This is a genomic window from Xenorhabdus eapokensis (assembly GCF_001908105.1).
Genome location: NZ_MKGQ01000005.1, coordinates 51,086 through 72,078, shown reverse-complemented (window position 1 = coordinate 72,078; position 20,993 = coordinate 51,086). Strand labels below are relative to the sequence as shown.

The 20,993-nt window shown below is 38.7% G+C and carries 19 protein-coding genes; 9 read left to right on the top strand and 10 right to left on the bottom strand.

Annotated features, from left to right (window positions below; genetic code table 11):
* Positions 1–142: 142 nt before the first annotated feature.
* The 4 genes from Xedl_RS05530 to mak form a co-directional block, all read right to left on the bottom strand.
* Positions 143–1,792: an ABC transporter substrate-binding protein gene (locus Xedl_RS05530; RefSeq protein WP_083600277.1), complete on the bottom strand. Its 1,650-nt coding sequence runs from the start codon at positions 1,790–1,792 to the stop codon at positions 143–145.
* Between the two features lie 246 nt (positions 1,793–2,038).
* Complete coding sequence (locus Xedl_RS05525; RefSeq protein ID WP_074022830.1) at positions 2,039–2,233, bottom strand: hypothetical protein; 195 nt, start codon at positions 2,231–2,233, stop codon at positions 2,039–2,041.
* Between the two features lie 79 nt (positions 2,234–2,312).
* The gene (locus Xedl_RS05520) at positions 2,313–4,283 is read right to left on the bottom strand and encodes a bifunctional 2',3'-cyclic-nucleotide 2'-phosphodiesterase/3'-nucleotidase (protein WP_422645907.1); all 1,971 of its coding nucleotides are present in this window, start codon (positions 4,281–4,283) and stop codon (positions 2,313–2,315) included.
* A gap of 113 nt (positions 4,284–4,396) precedes the next feature.
* Positions 4,397–5,305: a fructokinase gene (gene mak / locus Xedl_RS05515; RefSeq protein ID WP_074022829.1), complete on the bottom strand. Its 909-nt coding sequence runs from the start codon at positions 5,303–5,305 to the stop codon at positions 4,397–4,399.
* 167 nt (positions 5,306–5,472) lie between these two features.
* On the opposite strand from mak, the gene rdgC reads away from it, so the two are divergent.
* Positions 5,473–6,384 carry a recombination-associated protein RdgC gene (gene rdgC, locus Xedl_RS05510; RefSeq protein WP_074022828.1) on the top strand — a complete coding sequence of 304 codons (912 nt, stop codon included), beginning with the start codon at positions 5,473–5,475 and terminating at the stop codon, positions 6,382–6,384.
* A gap of 44 nt (positions 6,385–6,428) precedes the next feature.
* Here the strand turns inward: rdgC and Xedl_RS05505 are convergent, their stop codons facing one another.
* Positions 6,429–7,577: a porin gene (locus Xedl_RS05505; RefSeq protein ID WP_074022827.1), complete on the bottom strand. Its 1,149-nt coding sequence runs from the start codon at positions 7,575–7,577 to the stop codon at positions 6,429–6,431.
* A gap of 726 nt (positions 7,578–8,303) precedes the next feature.
* Between Xedl_RS05505 and Xedl_RS05495 the strand changes: the two genes are divergently transcribed.
* A complete protein-coding gene (locus Xedl_RS05495) occupies positions 8,304–8,933 on the top strand; it encodes a TetR/AcrR family transcriptional regulator (RefSeq protein ID WP_074022826.1) in 630 nt (209 codons plus the stop codon).
* A gap of 417 nt (positions 8,934–9,350) precedes the next feature.
* On the opposite strand, the gene Xedl_RS05490 is transcribed toward Xedl_RS05495, so the two are convergent.
* From Xedl_RS05490 to Xedl_RS05480, 3 genes are all read right to left on the bottom strand, one after another.
* Positions 9,351–10,394 (bottom strand): acyltransferase, encoded by a 1,044-nt coding sequence (locus Xedl_RS05490; protein WP_074022825.1) that lies wholly within the window; start codon positions 10,392–10,394, stop codon positions 9,351–9,353.
* A gap of 12 nt (positions 10,395–10,406) precedes the next feature.
* Positions 10,407–11,063, bottom strand: coding sequence for an SGNH/GDSL hydrolase family protein (locus Xedl_RS05485; RefSeq protein ID WP_074022824.1), 657 nt, complete (start codon positions 11,061–11,063; stop codon positions 10,407–10,409).
* Positions 11,064–11,500: 437 nt separating this feature from the next.
* Positions 11,501–13,414, bottom strand: coding sequence for a BglG family transcription antiterminator (locus tag Xedl_RS05480; RefSeq protein ID WP_158024344.1), 1,914 nt, complete (start codon positions 13,412–13,414; stop codon positions 11,501–11,503).
* A 190-nt stretch (positions 13,415–13,604) separates the two neighbouring features.
* On the opposite strand from Xedl_RS05480, the gene Xedl_RS05475 reads away from it, so the two are divergent.
* The 6 genes from Xedl_RS05475 (at position 13,605) to Xedl_RS05450 (ending at position 17,818) form a co-directional block, all read left to right on the top strand.
* Positions 13,605–13,919, top strand: coding sequence for a PTS sugar transporter subunit IIB (locus Xedl_RS05475; RefSeq protein ID WP_074022822.1), 315 nt, complete (start codon positions 13,605–13,607; stop codon positions 13,917–13,919).
* 63 nt (positions 13,920–13,982) lie between these two features.
* Complete coding sequence (locus tag Xedl_RS05470) at positions 13,983–15,227, top strand: PTS transporter subunit EIIC (protein ID WP_074022821.1); 1,245 nt, start codon at positions 13,983–13,985, stop codon at positions 15,225–15,227.
* Between the two features lie 29 nt (positions 15,228–15,256).
* The gene (locus Xedl_RS05465) at positions 15,257–15,598 is read left to right on the top strand and encodes a PTS sugar transporter subunit IIA (RefSeq protein ID WP_074022820.1); all 342 of its coding nucleotides are present in this window, start codon (positions 15,257–15,259) and stop codon (positions 15,596–15,598) included.
* Between the two features lie 11 nt (positions 15,599–15,609).
* A complete protein-coding gene (locus Xedl_RS05460) occupies positions 15,610–17,049 on the top strand; it encodes a glycoside hydrolase family 1 protein (protein ID WP_074022819.1) in 1,440 nt (479 codons plus the stop codon).
* Between the two features lie 72 nt (positions 17,050–17,121).
* The gene (locus tag Xedl_RS05455) at positions 17,122–17,382 is read left to right on the top strand and encodes an HPr family phosphocarrier protein (RefSeq protein WP_074022818.1); all 261 of its coding nucleotides are present in this window, start codon (positions 17,122–17,124) and stop codon (positions 17,380–17,382) included.
* A 46-nt stretch (positions 17,383–17,428) separates the two neighbouring features.
* Positions 17,429–17,818 carry a cytidine deaminase family protein gene (locus Xedl_RS05450; protein WP_208605027.1) on the top strand — a complete coding sequence of 130 codons (390 nt, stop codon included), beginning with the start codon at positions 17,429–17,431 and terminating at the stop codon, positions 17,816–17,818.
* Between the two features lie 64 nt (positions 17,819–17,882).
* On the opposite strand, the gene exbD is transcribed toward Xedl_RS05450, so the two are convergent.
* Both exbD and exbB read right to left on the bottom strand, forming a co-directional pair.
* The gene (gene exbD, locus Xedl_RS05445) at positions 17,883–18,308 is read right to left on the bottom strand and encodes a TonB system transport protein ExbD (protein WP_074022817.1); all 426 of its coding nucleotides are present in this window, start codon (positions 18,306–18,308) and stop codon (positions 17,883–17,885) included.
* 6 nt (positions 18,309–18,314) lie between these two features.
* A complete protein-coding gene (gene exbB / locus Xedl_RS05440) occupies positions 18,315–19,325 on the bottom strand; it encodes a tonB-system energizer ExbB (protein ID WP_074022816.1) in 1,011 nt (336 codons plus the stop codon).
* A gap of 357 nt (positions 19,326–19,682) precedes the next feature.
* Here exbB and metC point away from each other — a divergent pair, with 357 nt between their 5' ends.
* Positions 19,683–20,876 (top strand): cystathionine beta-lyase, encoded by a 1,194-nt coding sequence (gene metC, locus Xedl_RS05435; protein WP_074022815.1) that lies wholly within the window; start codon positions 19,683–19,685, stop codon positions 20,874–20,876.
* Positions 20,877–20,993 lie beyond the last annotated feature (117 nt).

Sequence of the window (20,993 nt, the reverse complement as noted above, 5' to 3'; positions counted from 1 at the left end):
CCATGATTTTTTTCATATTTTTAATCTCCATCAATTGCTTTTTTATTATTACATTACGATACCATTATTATTTAAATTATGATTTTATTTAACTTCATTGAATAATAAGAGCCGATTACAACAGGCTCTTATTATCAAAAAATTAGTGCTTAATAATATAAAGATCTTTTGTCGGGATATTTCCCATCGAGTCAACGTTAAACCCACCAACATAAGGCTTAACTAATTTTACACGGACATAATAATAAACAGGAATGGCTGGTGTTTCTTTATTGAGAATATCAATGGCTTGTTGGTAATCGATCGGATCATTAGTTTCATCTGCTTTTAAGACCCATTGATCAAACTCCTTATTTTGATATCTCATATGGTTATTGGTATTGCCTGATGTGAAAATATCTAAAAAACTCGTCGGGCTATTATAATCAGCATTCCATGCGTATCTTGTCAACTCAAAGTTACCTTGAGTCATACTATCATTTTGTGTTTTTGTTTCCTGATTTTGTAAAGTGATTTCTATACCTAGATACTTTTTCCACGCCGAGCTGGCAGCAATGGCGATTTTTTTATGAGCATCGGAGGTGTTATATAGCAAGGTAAATTTGAGTGGATTATTTTCATTAAAACCAGCCTCATTCAGTAATATTTTGGCCTTGGCAACGCGTTGTCCTTGTGTCCAGTAGGCATATTCAGGCTGTTTTAAATAAATACCTCCAGCACCCGGAGATACAACATCATAAGCAGGTTTTTGCCCATTACCTAATACTTTGTCAGTGATAATGTTTCTATCCAGTGCTAAAGACAACGCTTGTCTGACCCGAACATCATTAAATGGCGCTACTTGTGTATTAAAGAAATAATAATAAACACTCATTATAGGACTAACATGCAATTGCTCGCCAAACTTCTTCTTAACGGTTGGTAAGAACTCCGATGGCCCTCCATTGGATATATCAATCTCTCCTGTCATATAGCGGTTTAGATCCGCTTTATAATCTGATAATGGCAAGTAAGTAACTTTATTAATGACGGTATTTTTATCATCCCAATAATGGGAATTTCTGACACCAACAATTTTTTCATTCACTACCCATTCAAAGAGTTTAAAAGGTCCATTGCTGACAAAATGTTGAGGCTGAGTCCATTTACTGCCATATTTTTTAATCACCTGTTCACTAACAGGGGACATCGCGGGATGCGCCAGCATTTGCAAAAAACCCGCTTTTGGCCTTTCCAGTACAATTTCTACCGTTACATCATCCAGTGCCTTAACACCGAGTTTTTCTGGTTTTTTCTTACCAGATAGTACATCTCGGGCGTTCACAACAGTAGCCTGAATCAAGTAGCTACCATAAGGAGAAATCGTATCAGGTATCACCAGCCGCCGGAAAGAAAAGACCACATCATGGGCAGTAATTGGTGAACCGTCAGACCATTTAATCCCTTTCCTTAAATGGAAGATCCAGGTTTTATGATCTTTGGTTTCCCAGCGTTCAGCCAAAGCAGGGATAATATTCTCTTCTTTATCTGTATCAACTAAACGCTCAAAAAAATCCCGCAAGATATCAAATTCACTACTTCCCTCAGACTTATGTGGATCCAAAGAACTGGGTTCAGAAAAATTGTTGCGGGTAATTTCCTGTTTATCCGCCAATTGAACATTGGGAGGAACAGTCGCAGCATAAGAGAAAGTGATATTTCCCAGAATCAGACTGACAGAACAGATAAATATTTTAGCTATTTTATTTTTTATTATCCTTACCAAAATGGTATACATATTAGTGGTCTCCATAATTGTTTTCATTATTAAATAATCAATACATATATCACTATTACCTTATGACTATTACCTTATAATTATTACCGATATGAGGATGACTATATTTAGTAAGTTATTCGAGTAATTTGAAATTTATTCCAATGCAGAAGTGCAACACGTAATGATTAGCGTTGCCTTCTGATCTGGATCAAACAACCTTTACAGTATCTTTGATCTATTACTTTTATCTACGCCGATCTGCGTTATCTTTTATCCCCGTCACATTATTTTGCTCCCATAGCGATAGGCGCACGGATAGCGCCATTGAGATGCTTGCAGTACGCCATGAAAATCATTCAGTCCCAGAACTCGCACATCCACAATATTTTCTGGATCATAGGCTGGCTCGGTTGCACACCCTGCTAACAATGCAGTACCAATCGCAATCGGAAGTAATTCATATTTATAATTCATTTTGTTATCTTTTAATAATCAGGAGTTGCCTGCCCTTTTGCAGGAGGGCAGGCATTAATACAATAAAGTTCAATAATTTTTATTTTTTCCCTGTTAAATCAATTTGATAGATGGAAAAACCGATATCATCATTTTTCAAATACTGCATCGGGTATTGGGCATGTTCTTTAATGAATTTCGCCGCTTTTTCCGATGGTGAAGTTTCGAAACGTATATCTAATTTTTTATCTGTTTTGATTGGCAAGAATGACCAATTGTTTTCGGCCTGAGTTGATACTATGCCCTTTTCTTTAGTCATTCTGGAAATGTAAGCAGCCAAAATGGTGCGGTTTTCATCCGGTGAAGCAAACGCAATATGATCTTCTCCGGTTCCGGCGAATTTGCCGCCATAACCTCGATAGTTATTGGTGGCGATCAGGAAAGTAGCTTTTGGATCAATCGGCTTACCCTGATAGGTAACATCTTTGATGCGGTTCGCATCTTTATTGATAAGCTGGCAATCGGTGTCATATTTAACGGGTTGGGTCAGGTCTATCTGATAGTTAACTCCCGTAATGGTGTCGAAGTTATAAGTACGGAAACCATCCCAATTCAGTAATTCTTGCGGTTTGGTGGAATTTGGATCAATCTGGTTAAACATACCCGCCGAACATTCCAACCATTCGACCACATCCTCTCCCGTTGCTTTCACTACCACCAATGTATTTGGGTAGAGGTACAAATCAGCCGCGTTGCGGAAAGTCAGATCGCCTTTTTCCACTTCCACAAAATCAGCCGGTGCGTTTTTACGTCCTCCTGCTTTAAAAGGTGCTGCTGCCGCTAAAACAGGAAGCCCATCCAGATTTGGATCACCTTGAATAAAGCGTTTGGTGTAGTCTACCTGCGCATCATTGACGATCTGAACGGTTGGATCGCTTTGGATCAGAGCCAGATAGCTGTACATGTTATCAGAGGCTTTACCAATGAATTTACTCACAAATTCGCGCGTTCCCAGGTGATCTTTTTCAATGATGGAAGCCAGTTTATTATCGCGTTCAACCAATGCTTTCTTATGAACTTTGTCATAAATAGGGCGGGCTTGCCCTTTAGCAGATTCGACTTTCCATTCACCACTGTCGTTATTGATCACCATATCAACAACGCCCAGATGATCCCCCCACTGTCCTGGCATAACGGCAGGAATGCCATTAATCGTTCCATTAGCGACATTCACGCCCTTGATACCGGTATATTCCTTGCCTGGGAACACGCCGTGAGCATGACCAAACATAATGGCATTAATACCGGGAACTTCACTCAGATAGTAAACCGAGTTTTCTGCCATTGCTTTATAAGGATCTTGGGAAAAACCGGAGTGTGGAATGGCGATAATCAGATCTGCGCCCTCTTTTTTCATTTGAGGGACGAATTTTTTCGCGGTTTCAGTGATGTCATTAACAACCACTTTGCCATTGAGATTGGCTTTGTCCCAAATACTGATTTGTGGCGGCACAAAACCGATATAACCGATCTTAATCGTGTGTTCTTTGCCTTCGCGATCTTTAACTGGAGTATCAACGATAATATAAGGTGTAAAGTAGTTTTTGCTGGTTTTGGCATCAATGATATTGGCATTGATATAAGGAAATTTAGCACCGGCGATGGCTTGTTTCAGGTAATCCAATCCAAAGTTGAATTCATGGTTACCAAAGTTACCGACGGTATAGTCCATCGTATTCATCAATTTATAGGCCGGATGAACTTCCCCTTGTTTCAATCCTTTTGCCACCATGTAATCCGCAAGTGGGCTGCCTTGAATCAAATCACCGTTATCGACCAGGATCGCGTTGGTTGCTTCCGCTTTGGCCGCCTTAATTAAGTTCACAGTACGAACCAAACCAAATTGTTCCGTGGATTTATCTTTAAAATAATCAAAATCCATCAGGTTACTGTGGATATCTGAGGTTTCCATCACCCGTAAATCAACGGTTGCCGCGTTCACATTGAATGCCACCAGCATTGCCAAAGCCGACATTTTCAACACGTTTTGCCTTTTCAACATATTCTTCATTATGCTATTCCCCTTGATAGCTAATTAACTTTTTAGCGCTTTCTTCACGATGACACGCAACTTGAAATTTTCTTAGATATATTGATGCCCGCTATCGTTGCAGGAATGCGGTGTTATTGTTGAGGCCACAACCAAGCCGCACCACGTACACCACTGGAATCACCATGCACGGCTTTTCTGATGGGGGTTGCACACTCGCCACCAAAAACCCACTCTTTGACTAAATCGGGTAACGTTTGGTAAAGACGATCAACATTGCTCATGCCACCACCGAGTACAATCACATCCGGATCCAATAAATTAATTACCTGTGCCAGCGCTCGCGCCAAACGCCTTTCATAACGACGCATTGCCAATTCCGCGAACTCATCGCCCTGTGCCAAAGCTCCTATGATTTCATGGCCTTTTTTCTGCACTCCGCTCAAGCGGAAGTAATCCGTCATAAATCCGGTGCCTGACACAAATGTCTCAGTACATCCTGGCTTGCCGCAAAAACAGCGCACTTCATCCTGATATACGCGATCTTCTTCATCCATCCACGGTAATGGGTTATGCCCCCATTCCCCAGCCAATCCATTGCCACCAGCATGAACCCGTCCCTCAAAGGCAATGCCTGAGCCGCAACCTGTTCCAATGATAACAGCAAATACCATTGGCATGCCTTCACCCGCGCCATCAGTGGCTTCTGATACCGCCAGACAATTGGCATCGTTAGCGATACGCACTTCACGCCCCAACAAAGCAGCTATATCCTTATCCAATATTTTGCCATTCAACCAAACCGAGTTGGCATTTTTTACTTTTCCGGTAACAGGCGAAATTGCGCCAGGAATGCCAATCCCAACAGTTCCTTGCTGTCCGGTTGCTTGTTCCGCATCAATCACTAATCCAACGATAGCTGCCAATGTTTTCTGATAATCATTACGGGGAGTATCCACCCGTTTGCGAAATAACTCTTCTCCCTGATCGCCTAATGCAATCACTTCAATCTTGGTGCCACCGAGATCAATTCCTATACGCATAACTGACTTTTCCTATTTAGCGGAACGACGCTTTTTATTATATGAAAATAAGGCAGTGATGATATGAAACGAATGAAGTTCTAGGGCTTCGTCACATGATTCGTTATCATGCAGCCTTATGTTTAAGATGACCTTTGTCACGATGCGCAACAATATGGGGTAACTGCATGTTATGGTTCAAAAATTTAATGATTTACCGTTTAAACCGAGAGATCTCCCTTTCGGCGGATGAACTGGAAAAACAATTAAGCCCATTGGCATTCACCCCATGTGGCAGCCAGGATATGATGAAAACTGGCTGGGTTTCTCCAATGGGTTCCCACGGTGAAGCATTAACCCATGCTTCCGGCAATCAAATTCTGATCTGCGCACGCAAAGAAGAAAAAATGCTGCCTTCTCCGGTGATTAAGCAGGAATTACAGACCAAAATAACCCGTCTGGAAGGTGAACAACACCGTAAGCTGAAAAAGACAGAAAAAGATTCATTGAAAGATGAAGTGATCCATACCCTGCTGCCAAGAGCATTCAGCCGTTTCAGCCAAACCTATATTTGGATCGATACTGTCAACCATTTGATCATCGTTGGTGCCGCCAGCGCAAAGCGGGCTGAAGATAATCTGGCACTACTGAGAAAAACATTGGGATCATTGCCCGTTGTTCCTCTTACTTTCACTAACCCCATTGAACTGACGCTAACCGAATGGGTACGTTCCGGTGATCTTCCTACAGGTTATACGCTGATGGATGAAGCCGAACTTAAAGCCATTCTGGAAGAAGGTGGGGTGATCCGTTGTAAGAAACAGGATTTGGTTTCAGACGAAATTGCGGCGCATATTGAATCTGGCAAATATGTCACTAAGCTGGCCTTAGATTGGGAAGAACGTATTCAGTTTATGTTGTCAGACGATGGCACTTTTAAGCGTATTAAATTCAGCGAAACTTTACGTGAACAAAATGATGATATTGATCGTGAAGATGTTGCCCAACGATTCGATGCTGACTTTACCTTAATGACAGGGGAACTCAGTGCGTTGATCAAAAATACGATTGATGCACTCGGCGGCGAAGCCGAAAGGTAATCACAAATAAACTGCCTCAAACCCATTGAGGCAGTTCGATACCATTAGAAACGATAAACCAAACCAACACCAAAGACATCATCAGTGCTGATCTTCGTTTTCTTGGTAAAATCATTGTCTTTCAATAAATTGAATTGGTATTCAGCATACGTGCCCATATTTTTGTTGAAATCATAGAAGGCACCGACTGAAACATATTTCACCAAATCTTCAGCTCCCTTGGCTGTCAATATGCTCTTGTCAGCCAGGTCATTACCCAGATCTTTACCTTTGGAATAAACAAACGCGACAGAAGGGCGCAAACCAAAATCAAACTGATACTGAGCTGTCAGCTCAATGTTTTGGGTTTTATTAGCAAACATTGTGTGGCTATCCACGGAACTGCCAAATCTGGTTAAGTTACGGGTTTCACCATACATGGCCGCCAGATAGACATTATCTTTGTCATACTTGGCAGAAACGATCCACGCTTCGGCTTTATTCCCTTTTGCCAGAACCTTAGCCGCATCAGAACCCAATTTCTGTGCCGAAGTACGGTTAGAGTTACCGTATGATGCCCCAATATTGAAACCATTACCAAAATCATAGGAGCTGGAAAGGCCAAAACCATCACCATTCTGTCTTGCAACATCGCTACGGCTATTTTTAGTACTATCATCATTTTTAGCTTGATACTGCAAGGCAAAATTCAGGCCATTCACTAAACCAAAAAAGTCAGTGTTGCGGTAGGTTAATAAACCGGTTGAACGTCCCATCATGAAGTTATCGGTGGCCGCCATGGAATCCCCACCAAAGATTGGCAATGCATCTGTCCATGAGTTGGCATCATAAACCACACCATAATTACGCCCATAATCCAGCGAACCATATTCGCCAAATGTCAGCCCGGCGAAAGCCAAACGTGTTCTGGTATTTGCCCCACTCTCCACTTCTGTACCATTGGCACCCATGTTGAATTCCCAGCGGCCAAAGCCAGTCAGTTTATCCGTAATTTGGGTTGAACCTTTAATACCGATACGGCCGACAGAACCATCACCAGACTGTGCATCTGATTTGGAGAAAGTTCTTTGAACATCTGCCTTTCCATATAAATCTATTTTATTACCTTCTTTATTATAAATTTCAGCAGCATTTACTGTCCCTGTAATGAGAAGTACCGGAATTGCCATTGCTATTGCGTTGCGTGTTATCATTATCATAATCCTCATTCGTCTTGTTATTATTTAGCCACCGCCAGAGATCCATATTCCAAAAACGACTTTCTTTGGAATAATACATAATCAGATGGGCGGGATATTTTACTTGCTTTGGTTAAATCAATGTTAAATTTGTAACAAGCAATGACGATACTAAGATCTAAGGAAACCTTTTGCTAACAAAAATTAGCAAAAAATGCCATCTTGTGAAGAGTGTCACATTATAGGGAATATCCCTATAATTCAACATGATTAATTATGACAATAACCTATTAAAAACAGAAAGTTATAAATAATTGTTAGGGTAATAAAAAAGAGTTCTGTATTTGGTGACATTGGCATCTGGCAAGGCTCTATTCGGTACAAACCAGCCAGACCTAAATGCATCAACAAGTCACGCAATCTTGCCGGATATAGGACACATGCATCAAGTACCACGGGATAAGGAGAATGCTTAATTCTTTAATAGGCTAGCTCAAGTTTTTGTGCCTGAGCTGCAAGTTCTTGCATGGCAGCCAAACTGTCAGCATCTCGTTTCTTTTTGTATTCCATCAAGTCGGAAAATAACACTCGACGATGGGCGCAAATACCCTAATGTATTAGGGTGATAATCATGCTTTGATAGAATTGACAAGCCCCTGCGAGTTGTGTATCAGTCTGTTCTGTTTATTAATGAGATCACGCCAGTGCGGTACAAATATTCACAACTTATAAGGTGCTAAAATGGCAGAAAATCATCCACGTCCACGAGGCCGCCCGACAATTCCAGAGCAAGAAATACGCCAAAGAATTTACGATATCACCCTTCTACTGCTTATTAATCAAGGTTATAACAAAACAACCATGGATGTGGTTGCCAAAAAAGCCGGTATTGCCAAAAAAACGCTTTATCGGTTTGTCAAAAATCGAGAAGATTTACTTGAAAAAATTGTTATGGGTTGGGAAGAGAATTTTATTCCCACCTTTAAAAAAGATGCTAATAATTTTCAACACGTCATGAAATTATTGAAAATATTTCTAGCCGAAATGGCAGAAAAATCCTTATCTATGGAAGCAGTAGGGTTATTTAAATTATTACAATCTGATTTTCCTTATCGTGAAATACTATTGGATAAATATCAGCAAAGTGGAATTGAAAAAGGCAAAAATATATTAGCGAATTGGCTTGAACGCCAATATCAACAAGGATTACTGAAAAAAATGGATTTTCCTATTATCAGTGAACTTATCATCTCGATGGTTATTGCAGAACCACTCAGGAAAATGGCATTGGGCATTCTGCCACCGCGGCCAGAAACAGATATTATGCCCCGTATTAGTGCGGCGGTTAATTTTTTGCTGAAGTGTGGATAATATTTACTCTCATTAAGGCTGAGAAATAGTTTCCCAGCCTTTTATTTATCAAAATGGCTATTTTTAATAGACTTCACAACCCTATCACCATGCTATATTTACACCTGTATATTACCAACACCATAGGATTGAAATAAATTAATCTGGCCAAGTTCGCTATCTACTGACCGCATTTTCTTTCCAGCAAAGCAACTCTCGTTATGAGAGAAGTAAGAAACATCAAGTTCTCCGTAACGTTCGATAAGGTCGGCTCTAGCACAGTAATCTTATCCCCTCTTTCTCAAGTCCTTCAATATTATTAGTTACAAAATAACAATATCCGGTAACATCTAAAAATGTTATATCTGGTAGAGAAAAATCCTAATATAGTAGAGACATTAAAGGCTATTTAGCCCATACGCCCCTCAATTCATAACATTAAATAGTGATGATTGACGAAGTTATCTTGAATTTTCGCAATAAAACACACAGCATATATGATAAGGCAAAAGCCAGTAATGAATACACTATTATATAAACATACATATTGACGTAATGAAATTTTCTTAGCAAGAACTCATGGATAAACTCATTGTGTATCTCAACAACAAAAATATTGTGAACGAGATATATTCCTAGTATATTCTTGCTTATATTTTCTGTTGCGCTTGATATTTTACTTACATTTAAATTAATCAAGAATAAAAATAAACATACGGAAGAAACCTGAAGAAAGACATTATAAAATTTTCCATAAAAGAAGGCCATTCCTGTCCTGACTGAGATAAATGAAAGAAATATCAATGAGATAATGGATAATACCAACAGGGCTATATGTTTAAAGGAGAAGGATTTTATTTTAGGGTGCGTAAGCCCTATATACCCTCCAATCAGAAAACTGAGAAGCCCTTCAACTTGAAATGGAAGTAAAATATCAAAGGGCACAACGGAAAAGTGATATTTATAATCTGTTAATGCATTCAGTAAGGTAAAATTAGAAATAACAAACATTATGAATATTATCTTTATAAGCCCCTTGGCATTTCCTGAATTAAATGAATTCCGTATCAATGGGGTTAGTATATACAGAGAAATTATTGCAAATATAAACCACAAATGAGTGGCGTCTGATATAAATTTGCTAACATTAACATAGTTTAAAAAACTGACGGTAGGAATTGTTGTGAATTTACTGATAAACAAACTATCATAGAAATAATAAAAGGCTAACCAAAAAAATAACACAATTAAAATTTTCTTTACTTTATTAACTACATAAGTGGTTTGGTTTTCATGTTTGTTATTTAGTAAAAAATAACCACTACACATAAAGAATAACGAAACCCCCAACTGACCTGCTTGCCTATATAAATACAAAATCACATCATTATCATAACGTAACAAGAAGAACAATGTGACGTGGGATACTACAACGAAAAATATAGAAATTATTTTTAATAAATCGATGGTTAGAACTCTCATTCAAAATCCCTCTTAAATTGATAACATGAAGTTTGCAATTTTAGGCGCTATTTTTGCCATGCCTATTTTTGATGGATGCAGTCCATCGGATTCTGTACCTGAGCTATTGCTCGTCATGACATCTATATTTCCCTCATTAAAACCGGAGTTTTTCAATAAATCCAGATACGGGATAGAATAGCTTTCGCAAACTTCCCTGCAAACATTACAATAATCAGATAAATAGTATCCTTTCAAATTTTTCTCGTTCATTCCTCTTTCTATTGAGAGAGGTGTTGTTATGATGAACCCTATCCTTGATAATGGATATTGCTTTGTCACTCCTGCCATCAATAAATGCATAGCGCCAGTAAATGTTAATGGCGTTTTTTCTTTATTATCACCTATTTCTATTCCTCCATGAGAACCAAAATCATAGCCAAAATCGTTAACCCCTCCCCATATGGTAATGATGTCTGGGGTGTTTCCCATTTCTTTATATCTTAAACAAATAGCAGAACTATCATTTTTATCTTTTTGAGCGATACATGTTCCTCCAATGCCGTAATTCACAAATTTTCTTAGCCCTAACATTTCAGTCACGATGGGTTGATACCACCCTCTTTCTGTTATGCTGTCTCCAAGTGAGAACCAAACTTGCCCCGCCAAATGAGATTGAATATAAATCATTTCTTTTCCTTTGCTTTTTCTGGAATGATAATCGGGTCGTTTCTGGAGGTATCCTTCTCAGGAAAGAGGCCCCCCACATCACAATATTTGCCCGCATTAAAGAAACTAACAGTTAAATTCGTAAAATATTGTGTGCAACTTATCATTCTATAATTATTTATAAATATTACCGATGAAGTTTCGGTCAATAATCAATCAAGATGTTGCGAAGCAAAAAACAATCGGTGTAATTTTATTTTAAATAACAAGTTAATAACAAATGAAAATATAAAGCGAATATATTATAAAATAATTAAATATTAACACTTTTGACAAATATATATTGGTCAAAACGAAGGCTGAGAATACCTATTCCCAGCCTTTTATTTACCAATAATACTTATTTCAACATATTATATTGCGAAGCTAAATTCTCACCCTATTGGTAATGAAGTGATTTAATGATGGTGATCTTCAGTTAAAATATCTCGAAACTTTTCGAAATCAGTGATTTTACTAAGTGCACCAATAACGCTATCGTGATTGAAGATATCCAACAACGCATCATAACTCTCAGCAAAATATGTCCTGTCTACCCGATTTATTGCACTCAAAAATACTACATGCACACGTTCATCTTTTCCCCAACGTATGCCTTTTGGGCTGATGACTACAGCGATACAGGTTTTCACCGCATCCAATTTTATCGAATGAGGTAATGCTAAAATGCCAAATGCTGTCGAAGAGGCATTCTCACGCTCATACACATAGTTGATGAAATCAGCTTCCACATAGCCCTTCGCTAACATTTTCTGGCAAACTATTTCGATAAGTTCATCTCGATTGCGGAGATTAGGATTAAAAAGAAAAAGTTCAGGATCAAAGAACAAATCAATATTTCGGATTAACGTTGCTCTTTTCCGGTTTGCATTGGCTGTGTCAATTTTTTCCATTAATTCAGAATGCTTATCTCTTAAATAGAAAGGTGAGATGTAGACAGTTTCATAATATCGTTCTGGCGAAAAATTTATTGTCGTAATCAATAACTCAAACACCATTCCTTCCAATTCAGCAGGCTGGGAAATAACCTTAATAATATTTATTTCATCACCAAAATCGCGTAATAGCTGATGGTAAATTTTATTGTCAATTCCACGATAACTCGGACACAGGAGTACTGTTCTAATTTTAGTAATATTTCTTTTTTGCCGTTCAAACTCCGCCCCAACATGTAATGCAATGAAGGAAATTTCATCTTCATTCAATTTATTATTGAAATATCTATTTAACTGTAAAGAAATGAAGATAGCAATATCAAAAACGATTCTGCACTCCTTTTTGATTATTTCCAGCATGGGATTTTTAGTATAAATTTTATGTTTCAACCTGGTTTGTAACCCTGACAAGTGTAAGGACAGTAAAGAAATAAAATCATCGGAAGCTAAATCAATCAGATAATTTTCTTGCACAGACTCAGCTAATTTCCGGGTAAATTGATAAAGTTTAACGCCAACTAAGTCAACAATTTCATTATCGACCTTATTAAGATTTGTATTAGTTTTCAAAAAAAGATAGCAAGATCTTCTTTCATTTTCAGGAATAAAAATCTCAAAACAAAGTTGAAGTTTGTCGCATAATTCATCTGAGATCAATCTTAGATTACTATTTTCTACAGGTAATGCCCGATTCTCCAGATACCTGCCCTTTTTCAACCGTTCTATCAGTATCAAAAAATGTAAAATAAGATTAGTATACGAAAAATCACTAAGATACAATTCCCATTTATCAAAAACGTTGGTCATTATTTCAATAACATCTTTAACTTGTTTTCTCTCAAATATTTTTTCCAATACTTTTGAATCAATAAAACGATAGCTCGTTTGTTCAAAGATCGTGTAAGAAACTAATTTTCTTAAATCATGTTCAGTGCCTAATATTTCAATATGATTGTTTTTACATAAAAATTTCACGTTGAAGCGTTGAAATGATGTATTCATCTTATATACTAATGCCTTTAACGTAGAATCACTTATACATAAATCATTACCGAGGTCATATATATTACTGCTTCTCTTAGATAACAAGATCGATTTAATGATAAAGTGTGCTCTTTCTTGATACGTCTTGGGTAAACTATTCTTCTGTAAATTTAACTGTTTTACTATATTTTGTGACAATAAATTTTGTGATAACAAATACCCATGACGACTGGAAATAATGATTTTTTGTTCATGCAACCCATTAATTTCCGCAACATAATTCTTTACAGATCTTATTGATACCGCTAAGGCTTGAGATAATTTTAATGCTGAAACAGGGTTCTTCTGAGTTAATAGGTAATCTAATAAATCTTTCAGTTTAATTCTTAACATAACAATACCCATAACAATAACTATAAAATTAAAAATAATGATTTCATATTACTGTTAATATTTTCATTTAAAAATAAAAACCTGCCCTCTATGAGTGCAAATATTAATTTGAATATACACGAAAAATGGTAGAGAGTGTATCCACATAAAAAATAGCAATCAATGAATTACTCAATAACAAGAGGTTTACATGAAAAAGATATTTATTATGTTATGCTGCGGGGCAGGTATTTCTAGCGGAATGCTGGCAACCAGAACCCGCAATGCAGCAAAAGATAAAGCCATCCCTGTCACTGTTGAAGCCAGAAGTGAAAGTGAAGTCGCAGAATATTTTTCTGTAATCGATATTTTATTCCTTGGGCCACACTATGCTTCACAGCAAAAAGAGTTTCAGAAACATGCCGACCGTTATCATATTCCTGTCATGGTGGTACCACAAGAAATCTATGGAAGATTAGATGGTAAAGCATTACTTGATTTGGCTATAAATACCCTAAAAAACTAACTTAATTATTTAAATTAAATTTCACCAGGGAATTTTAGAGTAAAAATTAAAGAGAGATACAAAATGCAAGCATTTATGTCTTGGTTATCTGACTCATTTGCACCTGCTATGCAAAATTTTACCAAACGGCCTTGGGTAGCAGCAATTTCTGGGGCAATGCAAAAAAACATCCCTTTTATCTTAGCCGGTTCACTTATCTTTTTTTATAACGTATTTCGTTCTTATTTTTTGTTTTTGCCCGACCTTGGCAAGATTGCCAATTATTCTTTTGGCATGCTCGGTTTAATTACGGCTTTTATGATTGCAAATCAAATGATGGAGAAGCTGTATCACTTTCGCTATACGCTTATTGCCGGACTCACTTCGATTTGTGTTTACATGATGTTCATTAAGCCAGAATTTACCGATGGCAATATGCTCGTCAGTTTTGATCGCTTTGGCCCAGCGGGAATATTATTAGGTATTATCACCGGACTGTTTGTTTCTTATCTCTTTCATTTATATACCAAGCTAGGATTATTGAAAGAGAGTGCTTTACCTGATTTCGTTGTCGGCTGGATACATGCGATTATTCCCATACTGATTTCCATTGGCAGCGGAACATTGTTGGTCTTCACTTTTGATATTGATGTTTTTTCCAAATTGTTATCGCTCTTTTCTCCCATCGCTGCATTCGGGCAAACCCTGCCCGGCTTTATTCTCATGGCGCTGATTCCTGCGATAGCCATGTCGATGGGCATTTCTGTCTGGACATTTACAGGTCTGCAAATGCCAATCTTCATGCTTGGGATCACTGCCAATATTGCGCTGGTCGCTGCTGGTCAACCAGCCACAAATATCGTGACTTACGAAACCCTATTTACCGCCGCGTTAATTACCATGGGAGGAACCGGTGCAACACTTGCATTGAATCTTTTAATGCTGTTTTCAAAATCCAGAGAACTAAAAACAACAGGCTATATCTGTATCGGCCCTTCTTTTTTCAATATTAACGAACCGTTGGTATTTGGTACGCCAATTGTCCTTAATCCACTCTTGATGCTACCAATGTGGATTAATGCAATTACCAGTCCAATTATCGTATGGATTTTCATGCGCTCAGATTGGCTGAATATACCGTCGAAAATGATTCAAGTTGGTCAAATACCAGCTCCATTTTCCAGTGTCATCATTACGGAAGACTGGCGAGCGATTATTTGCTATGTGGTACTTATGGCCGTTTTCCTTATTACCTGGTATCCCTTCTTTAAGGTTTATGAAAAAAAACGTATTGAGGAAGAAATTGCTAATACAAGTAAGCAAGATTGAATTGTTTAATTTCATCAGGAAGTTTAAAAATGAATCGTGAGGACAATATTTTAACCCCCGTTGCTCTGGAAATTATTCTCAATGCAGGTAATGCAAGAGAAAAAAGTGAAGAAGCCATTAAATATGCTCATATTGGTGATTTTAAGAATGCCTATTTATATCTGGAGAAAGCCAAAAAAATGATGCTCTCTGCTCATCATGCACAAACTGAGATTATTCAAAAAGAAACTCAAGGTGAAAATTTTTATTTAGATTTACTTTTTATTCATGCTCAGGATACGTTAATGACCATACGAAGTGAGCTTAATCTGCGAAAAGAGATAATTGGCCTTTATGAATTTATTCATAATATCACTAACAAAAGTCAATAAAGGAAAACACCATGATAAAAAATAATGAGTTATTTCCAGAGAATTTTCTTTGGGGCGCATCAACCAGTGCTTATCAGGTTGAAGGTGCTGCGGAAACATACGGTAAAAAACTTTCACAACAAGATGTCATTAATAATAATCCAGGCTTTGCCGATACCCATATAACCAGTGATCATTACCATCGCTATAAAGAAGACATTGCATTAATGAAAGAGCTTGGTTTGAAATCTTACCGTTTTTCTATTGCATGGTCGCGTATTTTCCCTGATGGTATCGGAAAAGTTAATGATAAGGGAGTGGAATTTTATCATAACCTTATCGATGAATTGTTAAAAAATGGAATAACGCCGATTCCAACACTATACCATTATGATATGCCGATGGCGCTGGTCGAGAAATATCATGGCTGGATTAATCGGCAAAGTGTAGCAGATTTTGCTTATTACGCGGAATTTGTGATCAAAGAATTTAGCAAGAAAGTTCAATATTGGTTAACCATCAATGAACAAAGTATTATTGTGCAATTCTGGACGAAAAAGTGTCTGATTCCAGAACACTTTCTGCATGATGAACAACTCAAATATCAGATTAATCATCATATGAATCTTGCCCATGCTATCGCCTGCAAATTGGTTCATCAATGGGTGCCCAACGGCCTGGTTGGTGCTGCCTTAGGATATTCCGCCATTTATCCACTCACCAGTAAACCGGAAGATAATTTAGCTGCTCAAAATGCCAATGATCTGCGTAATTACTACTTCACAGATATCTACCTGAAAGGGCACTATAATCAATCAGCCCTAATTTATCTAAAAAATCATGGCCTGGCACCGCATATCGAAGTCGGTGATATGGAGTTGATTAAAGAAGGTTATTCTGATTTTCTGGCAATTAATTACTATTGCAGTCATGCTGCTGCCGCCGCAGAAAAAGGTGCTCAACGACGCATGGATGGATTTAATCCAACAGGCATTAAAGGGCAAATAGATGGGCATGAAATTCAGCCGGATTTCTATCAAATCCATAAAAACCCACATCTTGATACAACAGACTGGGATTGGGCAGTTGACCCCATTGGATTGGAATATCTTTTGCGTGATTTATACACTCGTTATCAGAAGCCATTGATGATCACAGAAAATGGCTTTGGTGCCGATGATAAGCTGGAATCTGATGGCGCTATTCATGATGATTATCGCATTAATTATATTCAACAACATATTAATGCCATTAAGCGAGCAATGGATTATGGAGTTAAGGTGATTTCCTATAACCCGTGGAGCTTTATTGATTTGCTTTCCACCAGCAATGGTTATAAAAAAAGATATGGTTTTGTCTATGTTAATCGGACAGACAAAGACATTAAAGATCTCTCCCGCTATAAGAAAGATTCGTTTTACTGGTATCAGAATGCTATTCAAACCCGTGGTTGTTCGTTAAAAAAATCCTGATCTTATTTCTATACCTAATAAATTGCAAAATTATCGCTTGAAAGATAGAGAATATATAAACAGGTAATTTTTATGATTGAATATCCGGTGGTTGTTACTGCTCCTTCAGGGTTGCATACGCGGCCTTGTGCTCAACTCTGTAATTTTGTCAAAAATTACACTGGCAAAATTGAAATTATCAGAGGAGATAAAAGTGCGAATCTAAAAAGCATGTTTAAATTGATGTCGATGGGAATCAAAAGTGGTATGGAAGTGATTATTCGGGTTGAAGGTGATAATGAGGAGGCGATGGCACAATCAGTTATTGAGTTTATTCGTAATATAAAAGACTGAGCTATCTACTTTATTAATCCATTTAATCATAAGCAAGGAGTATTTTGTGATTTCTTTTGACAAAATGGAGCATATGGCACATCGCCTAATATCCCCAACTCAATTAAATAAATATATTAAATATGGTCATGTAGGTGCTGTTATTCAAAGTAAATCTGGTCATATTTATACTGGAATTAATATTGATACTGCTTGCTCTATGGGATTTTGTGCAGAGCACTGTGCCATCGCTGAGATGATAAAGCAGGGGGAAACACAGATAATCAGGATTATTGCTGTTAATCGGCATGGTAATATTATTCCTCCCTGCGGCCGGTGCCGAGAGTTTATCAGCCAGATAAATCCAGAGAATATCCATGCAGAAGTAAAAGTCTCGCAAGAAAAGGTTTTATCTCTTAGTGAACTATTACCTTTTGACTGGAAGAATCAATATTAGTGCTTTCCCAAAACTGCCCGATTAACAATTCGGGCAGTTCATATTTTGGGTAAGCAAAGAAAAGTTATTGTGCGGAAACTGATTCCATCCCCACTAATCCCACTTTGAGATAACCCGCCTTGCGTAGAGAATCCATGACACTCATCAGAGTTTCATAATCCACAGTTTTATCAGCCTGGAAGAAAATTGTCGTGTCTTTGTTGGATTGCGTGGTTTGATCCAATACCAGAGACAAGTTATCACGATCAATCGCCTGCTCTCCCACATACAACTGTTTATCTGCTTTCACCGTCAAAAATACCGGTTTTTCTGGTCGTGGTTGCGGTTTAGCGGTGGATGCTGGTAAATCAACTTTAATATCTACCGTGGCCAATGGTGCTGCTACCATGAAAATAATCAACAGCACTAACATCACGTCAATAAACGGCGTTACGTTAATTTCATGCAGCTCGCCGCTATCGTCCAAATCTTCATTAAGACGTATTGCCATAATTTATTACCTTGCTTCTGCTTTTTCTGTTTTGCTTTCAGCCAGATCAAGATCACGTCCCAGCAACAGGATTGCCTTAGCTGCCATGTCACCCACCTGACCACGGTATGATGAAATAACGCGAGCAAAGACGTTATAAATCACTACCGCAGGGATCGCAGCTACCAGCCCCAATGCTGTTGCTAACAAGGCTTCCGCAATCCCTGGTGCAACAACGGCCAGGTTAGTCGTTTGTGAATGAGCAATGCCGATAAAACTGTTCATGATCCCCCAAACAGTACCAAACAGTCCCACAAATGGAGAAATGGCACCAATGGTTGCCAGATAACCGTTACCACGCCCCATATGGCGGCTAATTGCTGCGACGGCACGTTCCATGCGGAACGAAGTTCGCTCTTTGGTTCCAACCTTGTCAATGCTTTCAGCAGACAGGACGCGCTCCGATTGTGCTTCACTCAACAACAGACGGCTGACACTGCGATTGCCAAAATCTGCGGCAATTTTCACTGCTGCATCCAGATTGGCAGCCTCAACCAAAGCCAGTTGCTCCTTACGTAAACGACGGCGAGCCATTAAGAGTTCTGTACCTTTGGAAAACAGCAGTGCCCATGTAATGACAGAAGCGATCACCAGTCCCACCATAACGGTTTTTACTACTACGTCTGCGTTTTGGTACATGCCCCAAACAGACAGATCCGTTGCAAAGCCACCGGACTGGTTGCCAGAAACATCTTCAATTGGTGCCACAACGGTTTCTTCAGTCGTTACGGTTTCTGTCGCCGTTACATTTTCTGTTGTATTAGCCGTTATGGTTTGTGCATCTGGCACTGATAGTGCATCAGTTTTCTGCTTGTCGGTTATGGATTCAACCGTTTGCGGAGCTGCGGAAGATGCTGGTGTTGCCGGAGCGGCTACCTGAGCAGCAGCCTGATTTTCTGGTGTGGCTGGTGTTGTATCAGCCCATGCTGAACTTGTTAATCCGAGTGCCAATAGAATAGAAGCTGTCAAATTACGCATCAGTTAGCCTTACTCTCTTTCTTATAAATTTGTTACTTAGCAGTGAATCACGTTTACTCATCTTGCTAATCCTAATAGTTCCATGCTTCTTACCTCAGGAGAGGAAAAAGTTCGCTACAAATGATATCAGACATTTGGCGATTTGATAGTAATTATCATTACTATTTAACAAAAAAGTACCACTTAATGATGTTCCTTCGTTAATCGATCCTGATTGACTCTCACCAGTTCACCTTGAATTTTCGTCAAGTTGCGCGAATCTCTTTGGTAAAACCGCGCTAAATCTTTTAACTTTCTAATCATTATTTGAGCGATTCTATTGAGATATAAGCAGGAAATAACTTGGGGAATGATGCCATGACAGAAAAAAAACTAGAAACTTTATTGGTTAGTGCCGGAAGACAAAAAAGATATACGCAAAGTGCCGTTAATCCACTGATTCAACGCACTTCATCTGTCATTTTCGATACCGTTGAAGACTTAAAGCAAGCTTTGAAGAACCGTGCTAAGGGCGAATTATTTTATGGACGCCGTGGCACACTGACTCATTTTTCCTTCCAGGAAGCGATGGCTGAGCTGGAAGGCGGCGCGGGTTGTGCTCTATATCCTTCCGGTACGGCAGCTATTACTCATTCAATTCTGGCGTTTGTAAAAACCGGTGATCATATTTTAATGACAGGTACAGCCTATGAACCCACACAGGAATTTTGTTATCACGTTCTGAAAAAAATGGGGATTTCCACCGATTATTTTGACCCCATGATCGGAGAAAACATCACTTCACTGATTCAACCCAATACCAAAGTTATCTTTCTTGAATCACCTGGTTCTTTGACGATGGAAGTGCAGGATATTCCTGCCATCGTGCGGGCTATTCGACAAGTCAATCCTGAGATTGTCATTATCATCGATAATACATGGGCGGCTGGCGTACTGTTTAAGGCTCTGGAGTTTGGTATCGATATCTCCATCCAATCTGCCACCAAATATATTATTGGCCATTCAGACGGAATGCTGGGTACAGCGGTTGCCAATGCACGATGTTGGGATCAGCTTAGGGAAGGATCTTACCTGCTAGGGCAGATTGCCGATCCTGATACGGTGTATATGGCAAACCGAGGGCTACGCACGTTAGCGGTTCGTTTAAAACAACACGAAGAAAACAGCATCAAAATTGCTAAATGGCTTGCGCAGCGACCGGAAGTTGCCGAAGTTTATCACCCAGCCCTGCCTTCTTGCCCAGGGCATCAGTTCTTTCAGCGCGATTTCACTGGCTCCTGTGGGTTATTTTCTTTTCTCCTGAATACCCAGCTTACATCTCAACAACTTGCTGATTATCTCGATAACCTGAACCATTTTAAGATGGCCTTCTCGTGGGGCGGTTTTGAGTCATTAATTTTAGGTATTCAACCAGAAATGCTGCAACGACTGCGTCAATACCCTGTGCCGCAAAAAACGGGCACCTTATTCCGTCTCCATATCGGGCTGGAAAATCTACAAGACTTGATTGATGATCTGGAAGCCAGTTTTGCACGTTTGGCAATTTGTTAACTTTCACCTTTAAAATTCGTTAACATCCACCTTCAAATTGTGGCTATCTCTTTATTGCAGATTGGCAGATAGCCACGGTTTCCCTTGATACTGAATCAAATCCCCCCCTATTTCATT

Excerpts from the sequence above, each read along its gene's own strand:
- rdgC (WP_074022828.1), top strand. The coding sequence starts at position 5,473 with ATGTTATGGTTCAAAAATTTAATGATTTACCGTTTAAACCGAGAGATC.
- Xedl_RS05505 (WP_074022827.1), bottom strand. The coding sequence starts at position 7,577 with ATGATAACACGCAACGCAATAGCAATGGCAATTCCGGTACTTCTCATT.
- Xedl_RS05520 (WP_422645907.1), bottom strand. The coding sequence starts at position 4,283 with ATGAAGAATATGTTGAAAAGGCAAAACGTGTTGAAAATGTCGGCTTTG.
- Xedl_RS05480 (WP_158024344.1), bottom strand. The coding sequence starts at position 13,414 with ATGTTAAGAATTAAACTGAAAGATTTATTAGATTACCTATTAACTCAG.
- mak (WP_074022829.1), bottom strand. The coding sequence starts at position 5,305 with ATGCGTATAGGAATTGATCTCGGTGGCACCAAGATTGAAGTGATTGCA.
- Xedl_RS05495 (WP_074022826.1), top strand. The coding sequence starts at position 8,304 with ATGGCAGAAAATCATCCACGTCCACGAGGCCGCCCGACAATTCCAGAG.
- Xedl_RS05530 (WP_083600277.1), bottom strand. The coding sequence starts at position 1,792 with ATGGAGACCACTAATATGTATACCATTTTGGTAAGGATAATAAAAAAT.
- Xedl_RS05490 (WP_074022825.1), bottom strand. The coding sequence starts at position 10,394 with ATGAGAGTTCTAACCATCGATTTATTAAAAATAATTTCTATATTTTTC.
- metC (WP_074022815.1), top strand. The coding sequence starts at position 19,683 with ATGACAGAAAAAAAACTAGAAACTTTATTGGTTAGTGCCGGAAGACAA.
- Xedl_RS05470 (WP_074022821.1), top strand. The coding sequence starts at position 13,983 with ATGCAAGCATTTATGTCTTGGTTATCTGACTCATTTGCACCTGCTATG.
- exbB (WP_074022816.1), bottom strand. The coding sequence starts at position 19,325 with ATGCGTAATTTGACAGCTTCTATTCTATTGGCACTCGGATTAACAAGT.
- exbD (WP_074022817.1), bottom strand. The coding sequence starts at position 18,308 with ATGGCAATACGTCTTAATGAAGATTTGGACGATAGCGGCGAGCTGCAT.
- Xedl_RS05455 (WP_074022818.1), top strand. The coding sequence starts at position 17,122 with ATGATTGAATATCCGGTGGTTGTTACTGCTCCTTCAGGGTTGCATACG.
- Xedl_RS05525 (WP_074022830.1), bottom strand. The coding sequence starts at position 2,233 with ATGAATTATAAATATGAATTACTTCCGATTGCGATTGGTACTGCATTG.
- Xedl_RS05475 (WP_074022822.1), top strand. The coding sequence starts at position 13,605 with ATGAAAAAGATATTTATTATGTTATGCTGCGGGGCAGGTATTTCTAGC.
- Xedl_RS05485 (WP_074022824.1), bottom strand. The coding sequence starts at position 11,063 with ATGATTTATATTCAATCTCATTTGGCGGGGCAAGTTTGGTTCTCACTT.
- Xedl_RS05460 (WP_074022819.1), top strand. The coding sequence starts at position 15,610 with ATGATAAAAAATAATGAGTTATTTCCAGAGAATTTTCTTTGGGGCGCA.
- Xedl_RS05465 (WP_074022820.1), top strand. The coding sequence starts at position 15,257 with ATGAATCGTGAGGACAATATTTTAACCCCCGTTGCTCTGGAAATTATT.